The sequence below is a fragment of the Streptomyces formicae genome (assembly GCF_002556545.1).
In the GTDB taxonomy this organism is placed as follows: Bacteria; Actinomycetota; Actinomycetes; order Streptomycetales; family Streptomycetaceae; genus Streptomyces; species Streptomyces formicae_A.
On record NZ_CP022685.1, the window covers coordinates 1,360,264 to 1,385,985 of the forward strand.

The 25,722-nt window shown below is 66.8% G+C and carries 16 protein-coding genes, 3 rRNA genes, 1 pseudogene and 1 riboswitch; of the genes and pseudogenes, 4 read left to right on the forward strand and 16 right to left on the reverse strand.

Annotation, left to right across the window (positions count from 1 at the left end; translation table 11 throughout):
* Window positions 1-157: 157 nt before the first annotated feature.
* Window positions 158-364: a DUF5999 family protein gene (locus KY5_RS05520; protein ID WP_030794330.1), complete on the forward strand. Its 207-nt coding sequence runs from the start codon at window positions 158-160 to the stop codon at window positions 362-364.
* A 155-nt stretch (window positions 365-519) separates the two neighbouring features.
* Here KY5_RS05520 and gcvP read toward each other — a convergent pair whose 3' ends face one another.
* A complete protein-coding gene (gene gcvP / locus KY5_RS05525) occupies window positions 520-3,408 on the reverse strand; it encodes an aminomethyl-transferring glycine dehydrogenase (RefSeq protein WP_098241152.1) in 2,889 nt (962 codons plus the stop codon).
* Window positions 3,409-3,600: 192 nt separating this feature from the next.
* A riboswitch (glycine riboswitch) is annotated at window positions 3,601-3,699 on the reverse strand.
* Window positions 3,700-3,843: 144 nt separating this feature from the next.
* Between gcvP and KY5_RS05530 the strand changes: the two genes are divergently transcribed.
* Window positions 3,844-4,221 (forward strand): PRC-barrel domain-containing protein, encoded by a 378-nt coding sequence (locus KY5_RS05530; RefSeq protein ID WP_098241153.1) that lies wholly within the window; start codon window positions 3,844-3,846, stop codon window positions 4,219-4,221.
* Here KY5_RS05530 and KY5_RS05535 read toward each other — a convergent pair.
* The 13 genes and pseudogenes from KY5_RS05535 to KY5_RS05595 form a co-directional block, all read right to left on the reverse strand.
* Window positions 4,140-5,712 (reverse strand): annotated as a pseudogene (locus KY5_RS05535) (DNA polymerase IV). The gene KY5_RS05530 and the pseudogene KY5_RS05535 sit on opposite strands and share 82 nt — an antisense overlap.
* Before the next feature lie 93 nt (window positions 5,713-5,805).
* Entirely contained in the window at window positions 5,806-6,423 is a 618-nt protein-coding gene (locus KY5_RS05540; RefSeq protein ID WP_098241155.1) for a MerR family transcriptional regulator, read from the reverse strand.
* A gap of 169 nt (window positions 6,424-6,592) precedes the next feature.
* A complete protein-coding gene (locus KY5_RS05545) occupies window positions 6,593-7,066 on the reverse strand; it encodes a bifunctional nuclease family protein (protein ID WP_030794342.1) in 474 nt (157 codons plus the stop codon).
* 84 nt (window positions 7,067-7,150) lie between these two features.
* The gene (locus KY5_RS05550; RefSeq protein ID WP_098241156.1) at window positions 7,151-7,894 is read right to left on the reverse strand and encodes a MerR family transcriptional regulator; all 744 of its coding nucleotides are present in this window, start codon (window positions 7,892-7,894) and stop codon (window positions 7,151-7,153) included.
* A 42-nt stretch (window positions 7,895-7,936) separates the two neighbouring features.
* Entirely contained in the window at window positions 7,937-8,899 is a 963-nt protein-coding gene (locus KY5_RS05555; protein ID WP_098241157.1) for an FHA domain-containing protein, read from the reverse strand.
* An 82-nt stretch (window positions 8,900-8,981) separates the two neighbouring features.
* Window positions 8,982-9,809, reverse strand: coding sequence for a DUF881 domain-containing protein (locus KY5_RS05560; protein WP_098241158.1), 828 nt, complete (start codon window positions 9,807-9,809; stop codon window positions 8,982-8,984).
* A 5-nt stretch (window positions 9,810-9,814) separates the two neighbouring features.
* Window positions 9,815-10,147 carry a small basic family protein gene (locus tag KY5_RS05565; RefSeq protein WP_003988855.1) on the reverse strand — a complete coding sequence of 111 codons (333 nt, stop codon included), beginning with the start codon at window positions 10,145-10,147 and terminating at the stop codon, window positions 9,815-9,817.
* On the reverse strand, window positions 10,144-11,043 hold the full coding sequence (locus KY5_RS05570) for a DUF881 domain-containing protein (RefSeq protein WP_098241159.1): 900 nt from the start codon (window positions 11,041-11,043) through the stop codon (window positions 10,144-10,146). The genes KY5_RS05565 and KY5_RS05570 overlap by 4 nt, the downstream gene beginning before the upstream one ends.
* A gap of 90 nt (window positions 11,044-11,133) precedes the next feature.
* A complete protein-coding gene (locus KY5_RS05575) occupies window positions 11,134-13,629 on the reverse strand; it encodes a mannose-1-phosphate guanyltransferase (RefSeq protein WP_098241160.1) in 2,496 nt (831 codons plus the stop codon).
* A 112-nt stretch (window positions 13,630-13,741) separates the two neighbouring features.
* Window positions 13,742-14,350, reverse strand: a complete 609-nt coding sequence (locus tag KY5_RS05580; protein WP_055544981.1) for a CDP-alcohol phosphatidyltransferase family protein — start codon at window positions 14,348-14,350, stop codon at window positions 13,742-13,744.
* 160 nt (window positions 14,351-14,510) lie between these two features.
* A 5S ribosomal RNA gene (gene rrf / locus KY5_RS05585) occupies window positions 14,511-14,627 on the reverse strand.
* A gap of 88 nt (window positions 14,628-14,715) precedes the next feature.
* A 23S ribosomal RNA gene (locus KY5_RS05590) occupies window positions 14,716-17,839 on the reverse strand.
* Window positions 17,840-18,135: 296 nt separating this feature from the next.
* Window positions 18,136-19,661 (reverse strand): 16S ribosomal RNA (locus KY5_RS05595).
* Together the 16S, 23S and 5S rRNA genes form the textbook arrangement of a ribosomal RNA operon.
* 715 nt (window positions 19,662-20,376) lie before the next feature.
* Here KY5_RS05595 and KY5_RS05605 point away from each other — a divergent pair.
* Together KY5_RS05605 and ptsP are read left to right on the forward strand one after the other, a co-directional pair.
* Window positions 20,377-20,826 (forward strand): PTS sugar transporter subunit IIA, encoded by a 450-nt coding sequence (locus tag KY5_RS05605; RefSeq protein WP_098241161.1) that lies wholly within the window; start codon window positions 20,377-20,379, stop codon window positions 20,824-20,826.
* 77 nt (window positions 20,827-20,903) lie between these two features.
* Window positions 20,904-22,574, forward strand: coding sequence for a phosphoenolpyruvate--protein phosphotransferase (gene ptsP / locus KY5_RS05610; RefSeq protein WP_098241162.1), 1,671 nt, complete (start codon window positions 20,904-20,906; stop codon window positions 22,572-22,574).
* A gap of 61 nt (window positions 22,575-22,635) precedes the next feature.
* On the opposite strand, the gene KY5_RS05615 is transcribed toward ptsP, so the two are convergent.
* Window positions 22,636-23,529, reverse strand: coding sequence for a hypothetical protein (locus KY5_RS05615; RefSeq protein ID WP_098241163.1), 894 nt, complete (start codon window positions 23,527-23,529; stop codon window positions 22,636-22,638).
* An 85-nt stretch (window positions 23,530-23,614) separates the two neighbouring features.
* Window positions 23,615-25,600 (reverse strand): acetoacetate--CoA ligase, encoded by a 1,986-nt coding sequence (locus tag KY5_RS05620; protein ID WP_098241164.1) that lies wholly within the window; start codon window positions 25,598-25,600, stop codon window positions 23,615-23,617.
* Window positions 25,601-25,722: the final 122 nt, after the last annotated feature.

Here is a 25,722-nt window from a genome sequence, read left to right on the forward strand (position 1 = left end):
TTAAGCAGTAGGAGCCGCTGCGGCAAAATCCCTGCGGATTGACGCTCGTAGGGCAACACTGGGATCGGACCGACTACAACGGGGGGCGGTTATGAACACCGCATCGAGTCACAGGACAGACGTCACAGCCATCTCATCGCAGCGAAAGAACCCTTCCATGTGCCAGCACCAACCACCGTGCCCGACAGCCGACTCCGCCGACCGGGAAGCCGCGCTCCTCATGGCGAGCCACCCGGAGCAGGGCTGGAGCCTGCTGTGCAACGGCGTCCTGCTCTTCGAGGACACCGGTGAGTTGCTGCCGGACGGCCAGATCATCGCCCCGCACCGACCGCTGGGCACCGACCAGATCATGACGGCCGCCTGAGCACCGCCGGCACATCCGCACGGCGCATCCGCACAGCGCATCCGCACAGCGCATCCGTACGACTCAACCGCACAGCGGAACGAAGAAGGGGCCGGCCCGGAGAGAAGTCTCCGAACCGGCCCCGACGCATGCCCGAACCGAGCGGGCCGTGCGCATCAGTCCTCGTACGCATCCAGCGGCGGGCAGGAGCAGACCAGGTTCCGGTCGCCGTACGCCTGGTCGATGCGGCGCACCGGCGGCCAGTACTTGTCCGACGCCACGACACCGGCGGGGAAGACGGCCTCTTCCCGGCTGTAACCGTGCTCCCACGCGCCACCCAGGGCGGCGGCGGTGTGCGGCGCGTTCCGCAGCGGGTTGTCGTCCGCGGCCCACTCGCCGGAGCCGACCTTCTCGATCTCCGCGCGGATCGCGATCATCGCCTCGCAGAACCGGTCGATCTCGACCAGGTCCTCGCTCTCCGTCGGCTCGATCATCAGCGTTCCCGCCACCGGGAACGACATGGTCGGCGCGTGGAAGCCGTAGTCGATGAGCCGCTTGGCGATGTCGTCGACGCTGACACCGGTCTCCTTGGAGAGCGGCCGCAGATCGATGATGCACTCGTGCGCGACGAGGTCGCCGGGACCGGTGTAGAGCACCGGGAAGTGCGGCTCGAGGCGCTTGGCGATGTAGTTGGCGGAGAGCACCGCGACCTGGGTCGCGCGCTTGAGCCCCTCGCCGCCCATCAGGCGTACGTACGACCAGGAGATCGGCAGGATCCCGGCCGAGCCCCACGGCGCCGCGGAGATCGGCCCGACCCCGGTCTCGGGACCGGCCGCGGGCTGCAGCGGGTGGTTGGGCAGGTACGGCGCGAGGTGCTCGCGCACACCGACGGGGCCGACGCCGGGACCGCCGCCGCCGTGCGGGATGCAGAAGGTCTTGTGCAGGTTCAGGTGCGAGACGTCGCCCCCGAAGTGACCCGGCTTGGCCAGACCCACCAGGGCGTTGAGGTTGGCGCCGTCGACGTACACCTGGCCACCGGCCTCGTGCACCTGGGCGCAGATGTCGGCGACGTGCTCCTCGAAGACGCCGTGCGTCGACGGGTAGGTGATCATCAGCACCGCCAGCTCGTCGCGGTGCTTCTCGATCTTGGCGCGCAGGTCCTCGACGTCGATCTCGCCGTCGTCGGCGGTCTTCACGACCACGACCTTCATCCCGGCCATCACGGCGCTCGCCGCGTTCGTGCCGTGCGCGGAGGACGGGATGAGGCAGACGGTGCGCTGCTCGTCGCCGTTGGCGCGGTGGTACCCGCGCACGGCGAGCAGCCCGGCGAGCTCACCCTGCGACCCGGCGTTGGGCTGGAGCGAGACCTTGTCGTACCCGGTGACCTCGGCGAGCCGCTCCTCCAGCTCACGGATGAGCGTGAGGTAGCCCTGCGCCTGCTGGGCGGGCGCGAAGGGGTGCAGCTGCCCGAACTCGGGCCAGGTGACCGGCTCCATCTCGGTGGTCGCGTTGAGCTTCATGGTGCAGGAGCCCAGCGGGATCATGCCGCGGTCGAGCGCGTAGTCACGGTCGGCCAGCTTGCGCAGGTAGCGCAGCATCGACGTCTCGGAACGGTGCTGGTGGAAGACCGGGTGCGCGAGGTAGTCGTCACCGCGCAGCAGCCCCTCGGGCAGCGTGTCCGCGACCTCGGCGTCGAGCGCGTCGACGTCGGCCTCGACACCGAAGGCACCCCACACGGCGGCCAGTTGCTTGCGCGTGGTCGTCTCGTCACAGGCGAGGGAGACGTGGTCGGCGTCGATCTGGTGGATGTTCACGCCACCCTCGCGGGCGGCGGCGACGAGCTCATCGGCCTTGCCCTCGACGCGCACGGTCAGCGTGTCGAAGTACGCGCCATGCACGACCTCGACGCCCCCGGCGGTGAGCCCGGCGGCGAGCAGCGTCGCGTACCGGTGGGTGCGCCGCGCGATCGACTTGAGGCCCTCGGGCCCGTGGTACACGGCGTACATTCCGGCCATGACCGCGAGCAGGACCTGCGCGGTACAGATGTTGCTGGTGGCCTTCTCACGGCGGATGTGCTGCTCACGGGTCTGCAGCGCGAGCCGGTAGGCCTTGTTGCCGTCCGCGTCGACGGAGACGCCGACGAGCCGCCCCGGCAGGCTGCGCGCGAACTTCTCGCGCACCGCCATGTAACCGGCGTGCGGCCCACCGAAGCCCATCGGCACACCGAAGCGCTGCGTCGTACCGACGGCGATGTCGGCACCGAGCTCACCGGGAGAGGTGAGCAGCGTGAGCGCGAGCAGGTCGGCGGCGACGGTGACGACCGCGCCGAGCTCGTGCGCCTGGTCGATCAGCGGCTTGATGTCCCGCACGACACCGGAGGCGCCCGGGTACTGGATCAGCACGCCCACCACACCGCGCTCGGCGACCTCGGCGGGCACGCCCTCGCTCAGGTCGGTGACGACGATCTCGACACCGGTCGGCTCGGCGCGGGTCTGGATGACGGCGATGGTCTGCGGCAGCGCGTCGGCGTCGACGACGAAGACGCCGTTCTTGACCTTGCCCATGCGCCGCGAGAGCGCCATGGCCTCGGCGGCCGCGGTGCCCTCGTCCAGGAGCGAGGCTCCCGAGGTGGGCAGCCCCGTCAGCTCGGCGACCATGGTCTGGAAGTTGAGCAGCGCCTCGAGGCGGCCCTGCGAGATCTCGGGCTGGTACGGCGTGTAGGCGGTGTACCAGGCCGGGTTCTCCATCACGTTCCGCAGGATGACCGGCGGGGTGAAGGTCCCGTAGTAGCCGAGCCCGATCATGGAATCGAGGACCTGGTTGCGGTCCGCGAGGGACCGCAGCTCGGCGAGCACCTCGGCCTCGGTGCGCGCACCGGGCAGGTTCAGCGCTTCGGCGTTCTTGATCACATCCGGCACCGCGGCGGCCGTCAGCTCGTCGAGCGAGCCGTACCCGACCTGGGCGAGCATCTTGGCCCGCGCTTCCGCATCGGGCCCGATGTGCCGCTGCTCGAAGGGGATGCCCGCTTCGAGCTCGGAGAGCGGGATGCGATTGGTGGCAGTCATTGCGGAGGCCTCCTGGTCTGCACGACCTGCGAGGGGTACCACGGCGCGGGTACCCGGACGGCCTCCCCCTCTGTCATCTCAACCTGAGAGCTTCACAGACCCGTCAAGTCCCGAGACAGATCTGCTTTCACCGTCGGTGAGGAAGGGTTCCGAACGTGCCCGCCCGACGCCCGCCCTGCTTTCCAGAGTGACCTCGTCCGTGCGGTACGGGTGCCTGAGAGATTCCGGGGAGGATTTGCTCCTTCGGCGCCTCCGGAATCACCATCCGGAGAGCTCTCCCGCACGGGGTCAGCAGCCAGCCGCCAGCCTACCAGCGAGGAAGACGGCCGTTCGTTCGAGTGGCCGCCTGCCCCGAAGTGCTCTTTCGTAGTGAGTACGAGCGATTAAAGATGAGTTACACCCATATTCGATACCCCTCGACCAGCTGGAGGGCCCGTGCAGACCGACATCGATCCGCGGAACCTGATCGGCCGCAAGGCGTTCGACCGGAACGGGGCGAAGATCGGCACGATCGACGAGGTCTACCTCGACGACGCGACCGGCGTCCCCGAGTGGGCGGCCATACGCACCGGACTCTTCAGCCGCGACGCCTTCGTCCCCCTGGAACCGAGCGAACTGATCGGCGACGGCACCCTGCGCATCCCCTTCGACCGCGCCCTGATCAAGGACGCCCCCGACTTCGGCGTGGGCCGCCACCTCTCCCCCGAACAGGAACTCCAGCTCTACCACCACTACGGCCTGGACACCACGCTGCCGACGTCACCACCCCCCGACCAGGACTTCGGCCAGATCGCAGGCTCGGAAACCTCCTGACCCGGCGCCCGCACGGCCCGCGCGGCTCTCAGCGCCTCATTCCTGGCCCCCGGACGCCGCACACCCCCGCTCCAGCTCGGCCCACCCGCTGGGCACACCCACTCCCACCAGGGGCAGCGGCTCCGCGGGCTCAAGATCCACGTCGTCGGTCCTGAACGTCCGCACCCGTCCGGGCTCCGACCCTGGCGTCTCGAAGCGCACCGTCACCCGCCCGAGGCCGCTCCCCTGCACCCACCCGTGCCCGTACTCGGCGTGCCGCACGTCGTGCCCGGCCGCCCACCGCCGCTCGGCCCGCGCCACCGGCTCCTCGACGACCTCCGGCTGCGGCTCGCCCGAGGCGGCCTCGTCCGCCCCCGGCTCCGCCTCCGCGCCTGCCGCCTCCTCCGCCTCGACCTCGGCGGCCAGGGCTTGCGCCTGCGCCTGTGCCTGCGCGAACAGGTCCTCCTGCGTGTAGTCGGCGAGGCCCGTGACCCCCACGCCCAGCAGCCGCACCCCACCCGTGGTGTCCACCGACTCGAGAAGTCGCGCCGCGGCCTCCCGCACCACTCCGGGATCGTCCGTGGGCCCCCGCAGCGTCTCGGACCGCGTCAGCGTCGAGAAGTCGAACCGCCGCACCTTCAGCACGATGGTCCGCCCCGAGTGCCCCGCCGCCCGCAGCCGCTGCACACACCGCTCGGCTAGCCGCGCGACCTCCGTGCGGACCCGCACCCGGTCGTGGATGTCCACGTCGTACGTGTCCTCGACGCTGACCGACTTGGTGTCACGCTCCGCCACCACGGGCCGCTCGTCCAGCGCCTGCGCCATCGCGTACAGCGAGCCGCCGTGCGCCTTGCCGAGAAGCCGTACGAGCTCGTCCTCCCCGGCCTCCGCGATCTCCTCGACCGTCGTGATCCCGGCCCGCCGCAGATGGTCCCCGGTGGCGGGCCCCACCCCGGGCAACGTCCGCACCGACATGGGGCCGAGCAGGGCCCGCTCCGTCCCCGGCGCTATCAGCCGGAGCCCGTCCGGCTTGGCCTCCTCCGAGGCGATCTTCGCGAGCATCTTGGACACCGCGAGCCCCACGGAGCCGGTCAGCCCGGTGACCGCCCTGATGTCCGACCGCAGCCGCTCCCCCACGGCCCTGGCCGACACCTCGTCATCGGCCACACCGCCCGCCTCCAGGTCCACGAACGCCTCGTCGAGGCTGAGCGGCTCCACCAGCGGCGACAGCTCCCGCAGGAGCCCCATCACCTGCTCGCTGACCTCCCGGTACAACCCGAAGCGCGGCACTAGATACGCCGCGTTCGGCGCGAGCCGCCGCGCCTGGCCCATCGGCATCGCCGAATGCACCCCGAACCGCCGCGCCTCGTACGACGCGGTGGCCACCACTCCACGCGGCCCGAGGCCGCCCACGACCACGGCCTTCCCGCGCAGGCTCGGCTTCGCGGCCTGCTCGGCGGACGCGTAGAAGGCATCCATGTCCAGATGCAGAATCGTCGGCGCGCTTCTCACCCACCCGATGCTGCCCTACGCCACTGACAACGCCGCCCCGCGCCATGCGAAGCGGCGTCGGGGCGAAGTCGGAGCGAGGTCGGGGCGAGGCCCTCAGACGGCCCTGTTGCGGCGCCTGGCGAGCTCGTCGGCGGGGTTGTGCCCGACGAGCGTCTCCCCGGTGTCGATGCGCTCACCGTGCAGCTGGGACAGCGCGGACTCGACGTCCCGCCAGACGACGCCCACGGCGATCCCGAAGACGCCCTGGCCGCCCTGGAGCAGGTCGTGGACCTCGCTGGGCGACGTGCACTCGTAGACCGTGGCCCCGTCGCTCATCAGCGTCATCCGCTCGAGATCGCGGAACCCGCGCTCCCGCAGGTGCTGGACCGTGGTGCGGATGTTCTGCAGCGACACCCCGGTGTCGAGGAACCGCTTCACGATCTTCAGGACGACGACGTCCCTGAAGCTGTAGAGCCGCTGGGTCCCCGACCCGCCCGCGGCCCGCACGCTGGGCTCGACCAGGCCCGTGCGGGCCCAGTAGTCGAGCTGTCGATACGTGATGCCGGCCGCCGCGCACGCGGTGGGACCGCGGTACCCGACCTGCTCGGAGTTCTCGGACGTCGCGTCCCCGCTCCCCTGGACCGCCATGGGCCGTTTCGGAGAGTGATCGGTCGCACCGCCGTGAAACGGGTACGGACCGCCCACCGCCGTACCGTCGCCGCTGCTTCTCACGCCGACCTCCCTCCTTGACCTGCCTTCTCGACGGTAGGCAGTCACCAGGGGCTCGTCAACGATCGCCACACTAGGCACGCCGAGTGATAATCACCCTGAGAGTGGTTTCCCGTGTCTCACCGCCGGGAAAGGCTAGCCGAATGGTCCGGCGCGGGCCGCCGGAGGCGGCTCACTGGCTGTTGGTACCGAAGTCCTCGGGCGAGATCTGGTCGAGGAACTCGCGGAACTTCTCCACCTCGTCCTCCTGCTCGTCCGGGATCGCGATGCCCGCGTCGTCGAGGACACCGTCGCTCCCGTAGATCGGGGTCCCGGTGCGCAGCGCGAGCGCTATGGCGTCGGAAGGACGCGCGCTCACCTCGACGCCGCTCGCGAAGACGAGCTCCGCGTAGAAGACCCCTTCACGGAGGTCCGTGATGCGTACTTCGGAGAGCTCCTGGCCCACCGCCTCCAGCACGTCCTTGAACAGGTCGTGGGTCAGCGGTCGTGCGGGTGCCATGCCCTGCTGTGCGAAGGCGATCGCGGTCGCCTCCCCCGGTCCGATCCAGATGGGGAGGTAGCGGTCGCCTCCCACTTCACGCAGGAGCACGATCGGTTGGTTGGAGGGCATTTCGACCCGGACACCTACGACGTCGAGCTCGTTCACACAGCAACCCTAGGACGTGGCTGGCAGGTTTGGGTAGTCGGGCACCCGCCGAGTAGTGGCTGAGCAGCCCCTGGATGAGGCGGATCAGGGCAGTCTGACCCCGAGCGCGGTCTGCACCAGCGCCGAGTGCAGCTTCCCCGTGAGCCCCACCAGCTCTTTGGTACGGGCCTCTGCGTGGGCCCTGGTCTGCGGATTACGGTGCCGCCGCAGCGGCGCGACGATCTGGTCGACGAGCCCGGCCTCCCGCTCCGCCGCGGCCTTCATGGCGCGAAGGTGGCGCGGCTCGATTCCGAACCGGCCGAGCTCGACGACGAGCGAGGCGACCGTGACCACCTCGGCGTCATAGCCGCCGTCGGGCAGCGGAGCGATGAGCCCGTACGTCTCCCACTCGTCGAGCTGCTCCTCATCGACCTCGGCGACGGCGAGCAGTTCGTCCCGCCCCACGCGGGCGGCGGTCGGCCCCTCGAGATCGTCCTGGCCCTCGGTGTCACCGGCGTCCCGCTGTCGCCCCAGAGAGGGCAGCGGAGCCCGCTCACCGCGCTCCAGGGCGTCCAGGTACTCACGGATGACCTTGAGCGGCAGATAGTGGTCCCGCTGTATCCGCAGCACGTGAGCGAGGCGCTCGAGGTCCTCCGGGCTGAACTTCCGGTAGCCCGAAGGCGTGCGCTCCGGCTCGATGAGGCCCTCGGACTCCAAGAACCTGATCTTGGAGATGGTGACCTCGGGAAACTCGTCCCGCAGCTCGTTCAGCACCGTACCGATGCTCATCAGCCGACGGTCCGCGGCGGCGGTGCCGTGGTCGGCACCGCCCCTCGGTGTTTGCAGCATGGACCTTCCCTGGGGGTCCCCCCGGACGGATCCGGGAGAGGGTCAGATGCCCCGCTGGCTCGCGTAGAAGACCAGTCGGTACTTACCGATCTGGACCTCATCGCCGTTGGACAGCGCGACGGAGTCGATCCGCTCCCGGTTGACGTACGTGCCGTTCAGACTGCCCACGTCGGCGACCGTGAAGGAGCCGTCCTGAACGCGACGGAACTCCACGTGGCGACGCGACACCGTCACGTCGTCGAGGAAGATGTCGCTCTGCGGGTGACGCCCCGCCGTGGTCAGATCACCGTCGAGCAGGAAACGACTGCCCGAGTTCGGACCGCGACGCACCACGAGGAGGGCCGAGCCCAGCGGCAGCGCGTCGACGGCGGCCTGCGCCTCCGGAGAGAGCGCGGGCGAGGGATTCTGCCCGGTCACCTCCGCGTCGTAGGCCTCCAGGCCCGAGATGGAGATCGTCGAGGTCGTCTCGGACGCCCGCTCGGGCGTCGCCCCTGCCCGCAGCGGCGCACCGCAGTTGGAGCAGAACCGGCTCGCCTCCGCGTTCCGGTTCCCGCACCTCGTACACACCAGGGCCATGGACGGATCCTCCTGCCGCGGCTGCCCCGCGGGGGCATTCGTCGCGTACGGGTCGGGAGTGAACCCTCCACCCGCACTTGAGGTTGACGGTTCTCCGAAACCTATGCGGCCGGGACCGGCAGGGTCAACAGACGACGCGCCCTGTCCGCCCGAAATGTCGCCGCCCGGGCCGGCGACCTGATCACGGAACATGGGGCGCTCGGCCCCCTGGTCCTCGCCATCTCCATGGCGCGGGGCACGGTGCCGGGCGGTGGCGGGATTGCCACTGTCCTCACGTGCGCTCTTGCCGAACAACTTCGCAAACAACTTCACGGGCGATTCCCCTTGACCGAAACAGACCCGCCCGTGGGGCAGGACGAACCCTGATTGCACACACCGACATTCATCGGTGAACCAGACATCCTCACAACGTCCGTATCCACCAAACAGTTTCCACCACGCACCACCCCTTCGGTGCGCCGACCCCCCGCAACCTCATGCCCTTGACCGGCGGCCCCCATGCGCCCCCGCCTCACGGGGAGGACGACCGAGCGTAGTCAGGCCGCTTCGCAGGTCGCAAGGCGTCCACGACGATCTTCTCCGAGCGGGTCACGCCGACCGTGGCCTGCTCCTTCTCCAGAGTCTGCACCACACCTCCCGGGATGTTCAGCGCAGGTTCCAGATCCTGCGGCTTCCCGATCACCTTGAAGAGGTACGGTGCGCCGACCTTGTGCCCGTCCACCCGCACGCCACCACCGCTCGCGTCCGAGAAATGGGTGTTGGCCACCACCCGTACGTCATTGATCTGGATGGCCTCGGCGCCCGCGGCGCGCAGCTCCTGAATCGCGTCGAGCAGCATGTCCGCCTCGATCGCCCCCTTCTCGTCCTTGATGGAGAGCGTGATGCCGGGCCCCTGTGCCGCCACCGTGCCGGCCAGGATGCCGAGTTGCCGTTCTCGCTCGACCGTCTGCTTGCGGGCCTCTTCTGCCTGGTCCGAGCTGTTCTCCAGCCCGGTCCGCTGCTCCTCGAGGCGCCGCTTCTCCTCTTCCAGACGCTGCGTACGGTCATCCAGTTCATCGAGGATGCGTACGAGATCTTCTTGACGTGCGCCGCGCAGCGCACTGCTGTCGTTGTTGGACCGCACCTGGATGGCCAGACCGAGGCCGAGGACGAACAGGAGCAGGGCCACGATGAGTTGAGGCCGCGTCACCCGAGGCGGCCACAGGCCCTGTGCCAGCCGCTGCCTGCCCGTGAGCCGCGGAGGCCGCTGCTCCGGCGGCGCGGGGGCCTCGGACTCGCTGGGGACCTCGGCGGGGAGCTCCCTGCGCCGGTTGTAGCCGGGCGTCTCGTCAGCGCTCATCGGCGTCACGCCCTGAAGACGTGGCGGCGGATCGCGGCCGCGTTCGAGAAGATCCGGATGCCGAGGACCACGACGACGCCCGTCGACAGCTGGGCGCCCACGCCCAACTTGTCGCCCAGGAACACGATCAGGGCGGCCACCACCACGTTCGACAGGAACGAGACCACGAAGACCTTGTCGTCGAAGATGCCGTCGAGCATCGCGCGCAGGCCTCCGAACACGGCATCGAGCGCCGCGACCACGGCGATCGGAAGGTACGGCTCGACCACCGCCGGAACCTCGGGCCGAACCAACAATCCGGCCACGACTCCCACGACGAGGCCCAGTACGGCGATCACGATGTGCCCTTTCCTGCTTTCGGCTCTGCTGTACGTACGGTCACACTCGGCGCGGCCGGCAACCGGAGCTCGTCCGACACGGAGATGCTGGTCCGGATGCCGAAGTTCTCCTGCAGAGCGTGCAGGTACTGACCGTCGCGGCTGTTCTGGAACCGGGTGCTCAAGCGTTTCCCGTCCCCCACCGCGAGCACCGTATACGGCGGCACCAGCGGCCTGTTGTCGACCAGTATCGCGTCACCCGCGGCCCTGATCGCCGACAGCGCGGTGAGCCGCTGGTCATTGATCGAGATCGCCTCCGCGCCCGACTCCCACAGACCGTTGACGACCCGCTGCATATCGCGGTCGCGCACCCGTCCCGTGTCGGAGAACCCCGCGCTCTCACGCGGCCCGCCACCGCCCTGGTCGGCTTGCTTCTTGTCGTCCACGACGAGCTTCACGCCGGGCCCCTCGACTTCCGTGGCACCGGAGAGGAGACCCACCAACTCGCCCTGGCTGCCGCCGTGCTTCTTCAGCGCGGCGCGTTGACGCTCGCCCACGTCGTCGCGGAGCTCGTCCACGTCGTCCTCGAGCTTGTCGGCACCGGCCGTCGCCTCTTCGACGCGGTCGATGAGCTCCTCACGCTCCTTGGCGATCACCGGCGCCGCTATCCGGGCCTGCGCGGCCCCCACCGTGACCACCAGGGCGGCGAGCACCAGACCGGCGGCGAGCCCGAGTTTGGCCCGCAGGGGACGCGGCACGCCGCTGTCCCCCCTGGCCTTCTTCCGGGCCGCCGCCTCCGCGTACCCCTCGTCGAGGCTGTGGTCCATGACGGTGGTGAGCAGCGACATGGAAGCGTCCGGGCGCCGGGGGCGCGAGGGGGTGCTCCGAACGGGGGGCTGCTGCGGCATGCCGCACATCGTCGCACGTCGCGGGCGCTACCTCCGAATGGCCCCACCGGCGCGCCGGGCGGCACCTGTTGCACGTGTCGCCCGGCGCCCCCGCACAGGTCAGCGACCGGCGCTGTCCACCACCGCGGACCACTCGTCGAGCAGCGCCTGGGCGGACGCGTCGTCGGGCCCTTCTGCCCACAAATGAGTGACGGCCTCAGCCGGATCGGGCAGCACGAGCACCCAACGCCCGTCGGTCTCCACGACCCGCACACCGTCCGTCGTGTCCACGGACCGCTCTCCCGCCGCCTCCACCACGCGGCGCATCACGAGCCCCTTGACGGCCCACGGAGTCGCGAGATCACGCCGCAGCACGTGTGCGCGCGGAATGCGCGCGTCGATCTGACTCAACGTGAGCTGCGTCCGTGCCACGAGACCGATCAGGCGTACGAAGGCGGCGGTGCCGTCGAACACACCGCTGAACTCCGGCACGATGAACCCGCCGCGCCCGTCCCCGCCGAAGATCGTCGAGTCGCCGCGCCCCACCCGCGTCAGATCGTCGGGCGACGTCGTCGTCCAGTCGACCTGCGTGCCGTGATAGGCCGCCACCTGCTCGGCGATGCGTGTCGTCGTCACCGGCAGCGCCACCCGCCCGCTGCGCCGCTCGGCGGCCACCAGGTCGAGCATGACGAGCAGCGCCCGGTCGTCCTCGACGATCCGCCCCTTCTCGTCGACGAGCGAGAGCCGCTCGCCGACCGGGTCGAAGCGCACCCCGAAGGCGGCCCGCGCCGACGCCACGATCTCGCCGAGCCGCACCAGGCCCGACCTGCGGGCATCGGCGGTCTCGGTGGGCCGCGACTCGTCGAGCCCCGGATTGATCGTCAGCGCGTCCACGCCGAGCTTCCCGAGGAGACTCGGCAGGACGAGCCCGGCGCTGCCGTTGGACGCGTCCACGACCACCTTCAGCTCGGACTCCGCCACGCCCGTCGTGTCGACGTTGCGCAGCAGCGACCCCGTGTACGAGTCGAAGACGCTCGAAGGGAAGTGCAGGTCACCGATCTCCCCGGGGAAGGCACGCCGGTACTCCTGGCGCGCGTAGACCCGGTCCAGCTTGCGCTGGCTCCCCTGTGAGAGGTCGGCTCCCTGCCCGTCGAAGAACATGATGTCGACGGAGTCGGGGACCCCCGTCGTGGTCCGGATCATGATGCCGCCCGCGCTGCCCCTGGCCGTCTGCTGCCGCGCGACCGGCAGCGGCACGTTCTCCAGATCGCGTACGTCGATGGCGCTCGCCTGCAGCGCCGAGATCACCGCCCGCTTGAGCGCCCGCGCACCACGTGAGTGATCACGCGCGGTGGTGACGGTCGAGCCCTTCTTGAGCGTCGTCGCGTACGCACCGGCAAGGCGCACCGCGAGCTCGGGCGTGATCTCCACGTTCAGGATCCCTGACACCCCACGAGCCCCGAACAGGTGCGCCTGCCCTCGGGACTCCCAGATGACGGAGGTGTTGACGAACGCGCCCGCCTCGATCGTCTTGAACGGATAGACGCGGACATTGCCCTGGACGATCGATTCCTCACCGACGAGACACTCGTCGCCGATCACCGCACCGTCTTCGATCCGGGCCGCCCGCATGACGTCGGTGTTCTTACCGACGACACAGCCGCGCAGATTGCTGTGCTGCCCGATGTAGACGTTGTCGTGCACGACCGCCTTGTGCAGGAAGGCGCCGCTCTTCACGACGACGTTCGACCCCACGACGGTGTGCTCACGAATCTCGGCGTTGGCCTCGACCTTGGCGTAGTCCCCGACATAGAGAGGCCCGCGCAGCACGGCATCAGGGTGCACCTCGGCCCCTTCGGCGACCCACACCCCGGGCGAGATCTCGAACCCATCGAGCTCGACGTCGACCTTGCGCTCCAGGACGTCGGCCTGCGCCTTCACGTAACTCTCGTGCGTGCCGACGTCCTCCCAGTAGCCCTCGGCGACATACCCGTAGACGGGCTTGCCCTCCTTCATGAGCTGCGGGAAGACATCACCGGACCAGTCGACCGACACATCGGCGTCGACGTAGTCGAAAACCTCGGGCTCCATCACGTAGATGCCCGTGTTCACCGTGTCGGAGAAGACCTGCCCCCAGGTCGGCTTCTCGAGGAAGCGCTCGACCTTTCCTTCTTCGTCGACGATCGTGATGCCGAATTCCAGCGGATTCGGAACGCGCGTCAGACAGACCGTGACCAGCGCGCCCTTTTCCTTGTGGAAATTAATCAGCTCGGTGAGGTCGAAGTCGGTCAGTGCGTCACCTGAGATCACGAGGAACGCATCGTCCTTGAGCGCTTCCTCGGCATTCTTCACGCTCCCGGCTGTGCCGAGTGGCTTCTCCTCATTGGCATAGGTGAGCTCCATACCGAGCTCTTCACCGTCGCCGAAGTAGTTCCTGACGAGCGAAGCCAGGAACTGCACGGTCACTACGGTCTCGGTGAGCCCATGCCTCTTCAGCAGGCGCAGCACATGCTCCATGATCGGGCGATTCGCCACGGGCAGGAGCGGCTTGGGCATGCTCGAGGTCATGGGGCGAAGGCGTGTGCCTTCGCCGCCGGCCATCACGACGGCCTTCATGTCGGAAACGTCCTCCTCTATAGACGACGATCTAGCCGACTTAGCCCGCCAAGCCGTGCCCACAGAGGGAGATGTGAGCCTTCGAGCCTCTACAGCCGCCGAATCGGCAAGCTCAATCGGCTGTTCTGTCCGCCTTGATGAGCCGACGGACCTGAACCATGTAGAGGATCCCTGCCCACCAGTACAGCGTTGTACCCCATCCGGCGAACGCCCATCCGAAAATAGCAGCGAGTGAAGCGATCCAGCCACTTCCATCGCTGAGGAGCAGTAGTGGAAAGGCGTACATCAGGTTGAAGGTGGCGGCCTTGCCCAGGAAGTTCACCTGCGGCGGCGGATAGCCGTGGCGCCTGAGGATCCCGACCATCACCAGCAGAACCAGCTCGCGCAGGAGGAGCACCGCGGTCAGCCAGAGCGGAAGAATCTCGCGCCACGTCAGGCCGACCAGCGTCGAGAGGATATAGAGCCGGTCGGCCGCGGGGTCGAGCAGTCGGCCGAGGTTGCTGATCTGGTTCCAGCGACGCGCGAGCTTGCCGTCGAGGTAGTCGCTGATGCCGCTGAACGCCAGAACCAGCAACGCCCATCCGTCACTGTTGGGCCCGCCGAACTCCGGCCTGAGGATCAACCACAGGAAGAGGGGCACGCCCGCGAGGCGCGCCATGCTGAGGATGTTCGGGATGGTGAGGACGCGGTCCGTCTGGACACGCGTCTCCTGGACCTCCACCCGGGGGCCTCCTGTGGGGAAAGAGCCAATGATGCCCCCTGACCTTACCCTCAGTTGCCGTACGACGGTGCAGAGGGGTGGCGCACGCCGTGACACCACCACAAAAACAAAAAAGCCGTGGCTCCTGGAAATTAATCCAGGAGCCACGGCTATAAAAGGAGTTCGGCGGCGTCCTACTCTCCCACAGGGTCCCCCCTGCAGTACCATCGGCGCTGTGAGGCTTAGCTTCCGGGTTCGGAATGTAACCGGGCGTTTCCCTCACGCTATGACCACCGAAACACTATGAAACTGTCAACCGGAGCCGTGGCACATGGCTACGACGGTTGTTCGTGGTTTCAGAACCAACACAGTGGACGCGAGCAACTGAGGACAAGCCCTCGGCCTATTAGTACCAGTCACCTCCACCCGTTACCGGGCTTCCAGATCTGGCCTATCAACCCAGTCGTCTACTGGGAGCCTTAACCCCTCAAAGGGGGTGGGAATACTCATCTCGAAGCAGGCTTCCCGCTTAGATGCTTTCAGCGGTTATCCTTTCCGAACGTAGCCAACCAGCCATGCCCTTGGCAGGACAACTGGCACACCAGAGGTTCGTCCGTCCCGGTCCTCTCGTACTAGGGACAGCCCTTCTCAATATTCCTACGCGCACAGAGGATAGGGACCGAACTGTCTCACGACGTTCTAAACCCAGCTCGCGTACCGCTTTAATGGGCGAACAGCCCAACCCTTGGGACCGACTCCAGCCCCAGGATGCGACGAGCCGACATCGAGGTGCCAAACCATCCCGTCGATATGGACTCTTGGGGAAGATCAGCCTGTTATCCCCGGGGTACCTTTTATCCGTTGAGCGACGGCGCTTCCACAAGCCACCGCCGGATCACTAGTCCCGACTTTCGTCCCTGCTCGACCCGTCGGTCTCACAGTCAAGCTCCCTTGTGCACTTACACTCAACACCTGATTACCAACCAGGCTGAGGGAACCTTTGGGCGCCTCCGTTACTCTTTGGGAGGCAACCGCCCCAGTTAAACTACCCATCAGACACTGTCCCTGATCCGGATCACGGACCGAGGTTAGACATCCAGCACGACCAGAGTGGTATTTCAACGTTGACTCCACGAACACTGGCGTGCCCGCTTCACAGTCTCCCACCTATCCTACACAAGCCGAACCGAACACCAATATCAAACTGTAGTAAAGGTCCCGGGGTCTTTCCGTCCTTCTGCGCGAAACGAGCATCTTTACTCGTAGTGCAATTTCACCGGGCCTATGGTTGAGACAGTCGAGAAGTCGTTACGCCATTCGTGCAGGTCGGAACTTACCCGACAAGGAATTTCGCTACCTTAGGATGGTTATAGTTACCACCGCCGTTTACTGGCGCTTAAGTTCTCAGCTTCGCACGCCCGAAAGCGCACTAACCGGTCCCCTTAACGTTCCAGCACCGGGCAGGCGTCAGTCCGTATACATCGCCTTACGGCTTCGCACGGACCTGTGTTTTTAGTAAACAGTCGCTTCTCGCTGGTCTCTGCGGCCACCCCCAGCTCAGACAGTAAATGTCATCACCGGTGATGGCCCCCCTTCTCCCGAAGTTACGGGGGCATTTTGCCGAGTTCCTTAACCATAGTTCACCCGAACGCCTCGGTATTCTCTACCTGACCACCTGAGTCGGTTTAGGGTACGGGCCGCCATGAAACTCGCTAGAGGCTTTTCTCGACAGCATAGGATCATCCACTTCACCACAATCGGCTCGGCATCAGGTCTCAGACTATGTGCAAGGCGGATTTGCCTACCTTGCGTCCTACACCCTTACCCCGGGACAACCATCGCCCGGGCTGGACTACCTTCCTGCGTCACCCCATCACTCACCTACTACAAGTCTGGTCCGTCGGCTCCACCACTTCCCTCAACTCCGAAGAGATCGGGACGGCTTCACGGACTTAGCATCGCCTGATTCGATGTTTGACGCTTCACAGCGGGTACCGGAATATCAACCGGTTATCCATCGACTACGCCTGTCGGCCTCGCCTTAGGTCCCGACTTACCCTGGGCAGATCAGCTTGACCCAGGAACCCTTAGTCAATCGGCGCACACGTTTCTCACGTATGTATCGCTACTCATGCCTGCATTCTCACTCGTGAACCGTCCACCACTGCCTTCCGGCGCGGCTTCACCCGGCACACGACGCTCCCCTACCCATCACGATCCCCGTTGGGGGTATATATCGCAATGACACGACTTCGGCGGTACGCTTGAGCCCCGCTACATTGTCGGCGCGGAATCACTAGACCAGTGAGCTATTACGCACTCTTTCAAGGGTGGCTGCTTCTAAGCCAACCTCCTGGTTGTCTGTGCGACTCCACATCCTTTCCCACTTAGCGTACGCTTAGGGGCCTTAGTCGATGCTCTGGGCTGTTTCCCTCTCGACCATGGAGCTTATCCCCCACAGTCTCACTGCCGCGCTCTCACTTACCGGCATTCGGAGTTTGGCTAAGGTCAGTAACCCGGTAGGGCCCATCGCCTATCCAGTGCTCTACCTCCGGCAAGAAACACACGACGCTGCACCTAAATGCATTTCGGGGAGAACCAGCTATCACGGAGTTTGATTGGCCTTTCACCCCTAACCACAGGTCATCCCCCAGGTTTTCAACCCTGGTGGGTTCGGTCCTCCACGACCTCTTACAGCCGCTTCAACCTGCCCATGGCTAGATCACTCCGCTTCGGGTCTTGAGCGCGCTACTACATCGCCCTATTCGGACTCGCTTTCGCTACGGCTTCCCCACACGGGTTAACCTCGCAACACACCGCAAACTCGCAGGCTCATTCTTCAAAAGGCACGCAGTCACGAGATGGAAGCAAGCTTCCATCCGACGCTCCCACGGCTTGTAGGCACACGGTTTCAGGTACTATTTCACTCCGCTCCCGCGGTACTTTTCACCATTCCCTCACGGTACTATCCGCTATCGGTCACCAGGGAATATTTAGGCTTAACGGGTGGTCCCGCCAGATTCACACGGGATTTCTCGGGCCCCGTGCTACTTGGGTGTCTCTCAAACGAGCCGCTGATGTTTCGACTACGGGGGTCTTACCCTCTACGCCGGACCTTTCGCATGTCCTTCGTCTACATCAACGGTTTCTGACTCGCCTCACAGCCGGCAGACTGTGAAAGAGAGATCCCACAACCCCGCATGCGCAACCCCTGCCGGGTCTCACACGCATACGGTTTGGCCTCATCCGGTTTCGCTCGCCACTACTCCCGGAATCACGGTTGTTTTCTCTTCCTGCGGGTACTGAGATGTTTCACTTCCCCGCGTTCCCTCCACACTGCCTATGTGTTCAGCAGCGGGTGACAGCCCATGACGACTGCCGGGTTTCCCCATTCGGAAACCCCCGGATCAAAGCCTGGTTGACGACTCCCCGGGGACTATCGTGGCCTCCCACGTCCTTCATCGGTTCCTGGTGCCAAGGCATCCACCGTGCGCCCTTAAAAACTTGGCCACAGATGCTCGCGTCCACTGTGCAGTTCTCAAACAACGACCAACCACCCGTCACAGCCCGCCGAAGCGAACCTTTACCGGGGCCGGCATTGAGGTCGGGATCAAATCCGTACCCTCAGATACCCAACAGCGTGCCCGACCCGATCACCCAACTCACACGTTCCACGCCGAAGCAGTACTAGTGAAGCCAAGTCATCGTGCCGAGTAGTCAACGTTCCACCCATGAGCAACCAGCATCGAACATTCGCCGATGTACTGGCCTCTGACCAACCGGAGTTGGTAAGAAGTGCTCCTTAGAAAGGAGGTGATCCAGCCGCACCTTCCGGTACGGCTACCTTGTTACGACTTCGTCCCAATCGCCAGTCCCACCTTCGACAGCTCCCTCCCACAAGGGGTTGGGCCACCGGCTTCGGGTGTTACCGACTTTCGTGACGTGACGGGCGGTGTGTACAAGGCCCGGGAACGTATTCACCGCAGCAATGCTGATCTGCGATTACTAGCAACTCCGACTTCATGGGGTCGAGTTGCAGACCCCAATCCGAACTGAGACAGGCTTTTTGAGATTCGCTCCGCCTCGCGGCTTCGCAGCTCATTGTACCTGCCATTGTAGCACGTGTGCAGCCCAAGACATAAGGGGCATGATGACTTGACGTCGTCCCCACCTTCCTCCGAGTTGACCCCGGCAGTCTCCTGTGAGTCCCCATCACCCCGAAGGGCATGCTGGCAACACAGAACAAGGGTTGCGCTCGTTGCGGGACTTAACCCAACATCTCACGACACGAGCTGACGACAGCCATGCACCACCTGTATACCGACCACAAGGGGGGCACCATCTCTGATGCTTTCCGGTATATGTCAAGCCTTGGTAAGGTTCTTCGCGTTGCGTCGAATTAAGCCACATGCTCCGCTGCTTGTGCGGGCCCCCGTCAATTCCTTTGAGTTTTAGCCTTGCGGCCGTACTCCCCAGGCGGGGAACTTAATGCGTTAGCTGCGGCACCGACGACGTGGAATGTCGCCAACACCTAGTTCCCACCGTTTACGGCGTGGACTACCAGGGTATCTAATCCTGTTCGCTCCCCACGCTTTCGCTCCTCAGCGTCAGTAATGGCCCAGAGATCCGCCTTCGCCACCGGTGTTCCTCCTGATATCTGCGCATTTCACCGCTACACCAGGAATTCCGATCTCCCCTACCACACTCTAGCCTGCCCGTATCGACTGCAGACCCGGGGTTAAGCCCCGGGCTTTCACAACCGACGTGACAAGCCGCCTACGAGCTCTTTACGCCCAATAATTCCGGACAACGCTTGCGCCCTACGTATTACCGCGGCTGCTGGCACGTAGTTAGCCGGCGCTTCTTCTGCAGGTACCGTCACTTTCGCTTCTTCCCTGCTGAAAGAGGTTTACAACCCGAAGGCCGTCATCCCTCACGCGGCGTCGCTGCATCAGGCTTTCGCCCATTGTGCAATATTCCCCACTGCTGCCTCCCGTAGGAGTCTGGGCCGTGTCTCAGTCCCAGTGTGGCCGGTCGCCCTCTCAGGCCGGCTACCCGTCGTCGCCTTGGTGAGCTTCTACCTCACCAACAAGCTGATAGGCCGCGGGCTCATCCTTCACCGCCGGAGCTTTCAACCCTCTCCCATGCGAGAGACGGTGTTATCCGGTATTAGACCCCGTTTCCAGGGCTTGTCCCAGAGTGAAGGGCAGATTGCCCACGTGTTACTCACCCGTTCGCCACTAATCCACCCCGAAGGGCTTCATCGTTCGACTTGCATGTGTTAAGCACGCCGCCAGCGTTCGTCCTGAGCCAGGATCAAACTCTCCGTGAATGTGTACCGGTAATCCGGTGCGACACCACGAGAGCGGAACCAAGGAGAGGAATAATCCCCCCGGTTCACAGCGTCCTCGCTGTGCTGCCTGCACGAACCTCAAGGGCCGTACAGGACTTTTTCAAAGGAACCTCAACTCACCGAAGTGAGTCGGGGTATCAACATATCTGGCGTTGACTTTTGGCACGCTGTTGAGTTCTCAAGGAACGGACGCTTCCTTTGTACTCACCCGCAGAACATTTTCTGGGGCTTTCCTCCGGGCGCTTCCCTTCGGTGTTTCTTTTTGTTCTTCGCTCTTGCGTTTCCGACTCTATCAGACTCTTTCGTGTCCGACTTCCTCGGTGCCTTTCCGGTTCCCGCTCCAGCCTTTCGGCTTTCGCGTTTCCCTTTCCGGCGGTTCCGACTTTATCAGGTCTTATTCGACTCTCTGACCACGGTCACCGCAGACATGCGGAACCGGACCCAGGGATAGGATCTGACGTGAAGGATGCCGCCGAGACCGGACGCTTGACTGCGTCCCACGGCCTCAGGCAGGAGTCCGACTGTACATCGGCTCCAGGGCGGGCGCAAATCGTTTGTGCAGTGCCTCTACGTCCGCCAACCGGGACCTCTCGTGCGGAACCGGGACTTCTTATGACTTACCCTTCTGAACAGTGCGTCGTCCAGGACAGGTAGTGACGGCGGCTACACATCTCCACCCCCTGGGAGGCTAGCCATGACCAGCGTTTCGTCCCCGCTTGCAGGACGCGCCATTGGGCTCTCTGCTGTACCCGATCCCGTGTTCTCAGGCGCGATGGTCGGGCCTGGCACGGCCATCGATCCCGTGCGTGAGCCTTCCGAGGCCGTCTCTCCCGTTGACGGCATCGTCGTCTCCCTTCACCCCCACGCCTTCGTGGTGGTCGACGACCAGGGCCACGGCGTCCTGACGCACCTCGGCATCGACACCGTTCAGCTCAATGGCGAGGGCTTCGAGCTGCTCGTCAACAAGGGCGACACCGTACAGCGCGGCCAGGCCGTCGTGCGCTGGGACCCCGCCGCCGTCGAGGCCGCGGGCAAGTCCCCGGTGTGCCCGATCGTGGCGCTCGAGGCCACGGCCGAGTCCCTCTCCGAGCTGGTCGAGGACGGCGAAGTGAAGTCCGGCGACGCGCTCTTCAGCTGGAAGTGACGTCACCGCCGTCGCTGACGGCAAGCACGACAACCACCGCGGCGGCAGGGCCCGTCGCACTATCGGAGACGGGTGAAATGGAGACAACGCTGCGAGGCGTCGGTGTGAGCCACGGTGTGGCGATCGGCGAGGTTCGGCACATGGGCACGGCGGTTCTCGAGCCGCCGGCCAAGCAGATTCCCGCGGACGAGGCCGAGCGCGAACAGGGGCGCGCTCGCCAGGCCGTGGAAGCTGTGGCCGCCGACCTGAATGCGCGCGGCAATCTGGCCGGTGGCGAGGCCCAGGCGGTGCTCGAGGCGCAGGCCATGATCGCCCAGGACCCGGAGCTGATGTCCGACGTCGACCGGCGCATCACCGTCGGCAGCACGGCCGAGCGCGCCGTCTACGACGCGTTCTCCCACTACCGCGAACTGCTCGCCGGTGCCGGTGAGTACATGGCCGGGCGCGTGGCGGACCTGGACGACGTGCGGAACCGCATCGTCGCGCGCCTGCTCGGCGTGCCGATGCCGGGTGTCCCGGACAGCGACCAGCCGTATGTACTGATCGCCCGTGACCTCGCCCCCGCGGACACCGCCCTGCTCGACCCGGCGCTGGTGCTCGGCTTCGTCACCGAGGAAGGCGGCCCGACCAGCCACAGCGCGATCCTCGCGCGGGCTCTCGGGGTGCCTGCCGTCGTCGCGCTGCCGGGTGCCGGTGAGCTCGCCGAGGGCACCGTCGTCGCCGTCGACGGCAGCACCGGTGAGATCTTCGTGGACCCGAGTGCGGAGAAGCGCGAGCAGCTCGAGGCCGCCGCCGCCGAGCGCAAGGCCGCGCTGGCCGCGTCGACCGGTCCCGGTGCCACGTCCGACGGTCACAAGGTGCCGCTGCTCGCCAACGTCGGCGGTCCGGCCGACGTGCCGGCCGCCGTCGAGGCTGGTGCCGAGGGTGTGGGCCTGTTCCGTACCGAGTTCCTCTTCCTCGACGACAGCACCAAGGCGCCGTCCGAGGAGAAGCAGGTCGAGGCGTACCGCAAGGTGCTCGAGGCCTTCCCCGAGGGCCGGGTCGTCGTGCGCGTCCTCGATGCCGGTGCGGACAAGCCGCTGGACTTCCTGACGCCGGGCGACGAGCCGAACCCGGCCCTTGGCGTGCGCGGGCTGCGGTCGCTGCTCGACCACCCCGAGGTGCTGCGGACGCAGCTGACCGCGCTGGCCAAGGCCGTCGAGGGGCTGCCGGTCTACCTCGAGGTCATGGCCCCGATGGTCGCGGACCGCATCGACGCCAAGGCCTTCGCCGACGCGTGCCGTGAGGCCGGGCTGCAGGCGAAGTTCGGCGCCATGGTGGAGATTCCGTCGGCGGCGCTGCGGGCGCGCTCGATCCTCCAGGAGGTCGAGTTCCTCTCGCTGGGCACCAACGACCTCGCGCAGTACGCCTTTGCCGCCGACCGGCAGGTGGGCGCGGTGTCCCGGCTGCAGGACCCGTGGCAGCCCGCGCTGCTCGACCTGGTCGCGCTGTCCGCCGAGGCGGCGAAGGCCGAGGGCAAGAGCTGTGGCGTGTGTGGCGAGGCCGCTTCCGACCCGCTGCTCGCGTGTGTGCTGACCGGTCTGGGTGTCACCTCTCTGTCGATGGGTGCGGCGTCCATTCCTTACGTGCGTGCGACGCTCGGGAAGTACACGTTGGCGCAGTGCGAGCGTGCGGCGTCCGCGGCCCGTGCCGCCGACACCGCCGAGGAGGCCCGCAAGGCCGCTCAGGCGGTGCTGTCCGGCGAGTAGTCGGGCCCGTCCGCTGTCCGAGGGGCGCTCCACCGGTTCCGGTGGGGCGCCCCTCGGGCGTTCAGTGCGTGTGTCCTCCCCCGGGTTCGTCGTCCTCCAGGTCTGGGGCCGCGCAGTAGTCGACGCCGGATTCCGGGGAGACGAGCTCTCCGGAGACGGCGTCGGTGCAGTACGCGTCGAAGACCTCTGCCGCGGTGAGGGGCTGGAGCCGTCCGCCGCTCATGCGCCAGCCGTGGACGCGGTCGCGGGTGCCTTCCGTGATGGTGCGCAGCACCATGCCGGCCGGGCGTCGGGTGGCGATGCCGACGGCGAGGACGGTGGTGAACTCCAGGGCCTCGGTCTCGTCGAGGTGGGTCTCGCCGTCGGTGTCGCCGTCGACGTGCAGGGCGGCGAGGAGGGTCTCGGTGTCGGTGGGCACGCTGCACACCAGGTGGCGGGTGCCGGGGCCGGATGACGCGAGGGCCCTGGCGATGAGTTCCGACGCGCGGATGAAGGCGGCGCGTCCGGTGTCCTCGCCGCAGGTCGCGCAGGTGCCGGCGCGGGCGAGCACCACCGTCGCGTACTCCCAGGTGGCCTGTCGGACCGCCTCGTCGACGAGGTCGGGGACCAGGTCGGTCAGGGGCTGCCCTTCATAGGGAAGGGTGGGGCCTTCCGATGCCAGTTCCGCGGTGAAGCGGGTGCGGCTGCCGGGGGCGTCGGGTTCGAGGCCGGTCGCCGCGCAGTACTCCGCGTACTCCTCGGGGTCGAAGAGCGCGACCGTGGTGTGGCCGCCTTGGGCCGCGAGGGCTCTGAGCAGTCCTTCGACCTGCTTGAGGTAGCTCTCGTGGTCGTCGAAGGTGAAGGTGCGGTAGCGACGCATCGCCGCGAAGTCCTCCTCATCGGCCAGCAGGCCGATGGTTCCGGCGACTTCGCGGCGCAGAGCGCGTCGCATCGTGTCGGGTCGGGTGTGCGCCATGATTCCCCCTGCGCTCGGTCGATCAATGCTCACTCACAGTAACGAGAGCCACTGACAACGGGCGCTGAGCTGCGGGGACGGGCGTTCAGGACCGGTTGCGGGCGATCTCCTCGTAGTGCCGCAGGAGGTCGAGGTCGTCGACCGAGCCGGGGTTGACGGCCTTGTCCAGCGGGGTTCCTTGCAGGAGGCGCTTGACGGGGACTTCGATGCGCTTGCCGGTGAGGGTGTGCGGGACCCCGGGCACCTCGATGACCTCGTCGGGGACGTGGCGTGGGGAGAGCTGCTCGCGGATGGTCCGCTTGATGCGGTCGCGCAGTCCGTCGTCGAGGGTGGCGCCGGGGGCGAGGTGGACGAAGAGCGGCATCCAGTAGCCGCCGTCGGGCTGTTCGACGCCGATGACGAGGGATTCGCGGATCTCCGGCAGGCGTTCGACGGCCTCGTAGATGTCGGCCGAGCCCATGCGGACGCCCTGGCGGTTGAGGGTGGAGTCCGAGCGGCCGTGGATGATCACCGAACCGCGTCCGGTGAGCGTGATCCAGTCCCCGTGGCGCCAGACGCCGGGGTAGGTGTCGAAGTAGCTGTCGTGGTAGCGGGTGCCGTCCGGGTCGTTCCAGAAGTGGATGGGCATGGACGGCATGGGGTTGACGACGACCAGTTCGCCGACCTCGTCGGTGAGCGGCTTGCCCTGGGGGTCCCAGGCCTGGAGGTCCGTGCCGAGGCAGGGGGCCTGGAGCTCACCGATGTGGACGGGGAGGGTGGGGACGGCTCCCGCGAAGCAGGAGCAGACGTCCGTGCCGCCGCTGACGGATGCCGTCCACAGGCCGCCGGGGGTGTCCGCGAACTCGTCGTGCAGCCAGCGGAAGCCGTCGGGGGGCAGCGGGGATCCCGTGGTGGCGACGCACTTGACGCGCGAGAGGTCGTGGTCGCGTGCGGGGTGGACGTCGGCCTTGCGGCAGGCCATGACGTAGGCGGCGGAGGTGCCGAAGAGGGTGGCCCCGGTGCGTTCGGCGATGCGCCACTGGGCGCCGGTGTCGGGGTAGCCGGGGCTGCCGTCGTACAGGACGATCGTGGTGCCCGTCAGGAGGCCGGAGACGAGGAAGTTCCACATCATCCAGCCGGTGGAGGTGTACCAGAAGAAGCGGTCGTCGGGGCCGAGGTCGCAGTGCAGGCCGAGTTGTTTGAGGTGCTCGACGAGGATGCCGCCCTGGGACTGGACGATGGCCTTGGGCAGGCCGGTGGTGCCCGAGGAGTAGAGCACCCACAAGGGGTGGTCGAACGGCACGGCTTCGAAGGTGGGGGTCGCGTCGGCCGAGGTGAGGGCCGACCATTCGAGGGCGCCTTCGGGTGCTTCGGTGCCGAGCAGCGGGATGTGGACGACCGCACGGAGGGTGGGCAGTTCGGCGCGGAGTTCGGCGACGGTGTCGCGGCGGTCGTGCTCCTTGCCGCCGTAGCGGTAGCCGTCGACGGTGAAGAGCACCACGGGTTCGACCTGCTGGAAGCGGTCGAGGACGCTGCGGGCGCCGAAGTCGGGTGCGCAGGAGGTCCACACGGCGCCGACCGCGGCGGTGGCCAGGAGAGCGACGACGGCTTGCGGGATGTTCGGCAGGTAGCCGCTGACGCGGTCCCCCGGGCGTACTCCCAGGGTGCGCAGTTCGTCGGCCAGGGAGCCTACTTGACGGCGCAGCTCGGCCCAGGTGACGGTGTGCGGGTCCTGGCTCTCGTCGACGTGGAGGAGGGCGGGGGCGTCCGCGCGCGCGGGATCCTCGGCCGCGCGCAGTGCGTGCTCGGCGTAGTTGAGGGTCGAGCCGGGGAACCACTGGGCGCCCGGCATGGCGCGGTCGGCGAGCACGCGCGTGTAGGGGGTCGAGAATCGGACGTCGAACCAGTCGGTGACGGCCTTCCAGAACGTCTCCAGGTCGGCGACGGACCATTGGTGCAACGCTGCGTAACCGCCGTCGGCGGGCGCTCCGTAGTGCTCTGCCGCCCATGCCTGGAACCGTGTGACCTGCGCTTCGGCGATCCTTTCCTGGCTCGGCTCCCAGAGCGGTGAGAGGTTCGACGAGGACGTCATGGGGCGGCTCCCGGACTGTTACGCGGCGTATGCGTGCGAGTGCGCACGTGCTGGGTGTGCGCGTGGCACGGCTGCCTCGGAGCCTGCCACGTGATCGACTTCCGCACCAGGGTGTGCCCCAC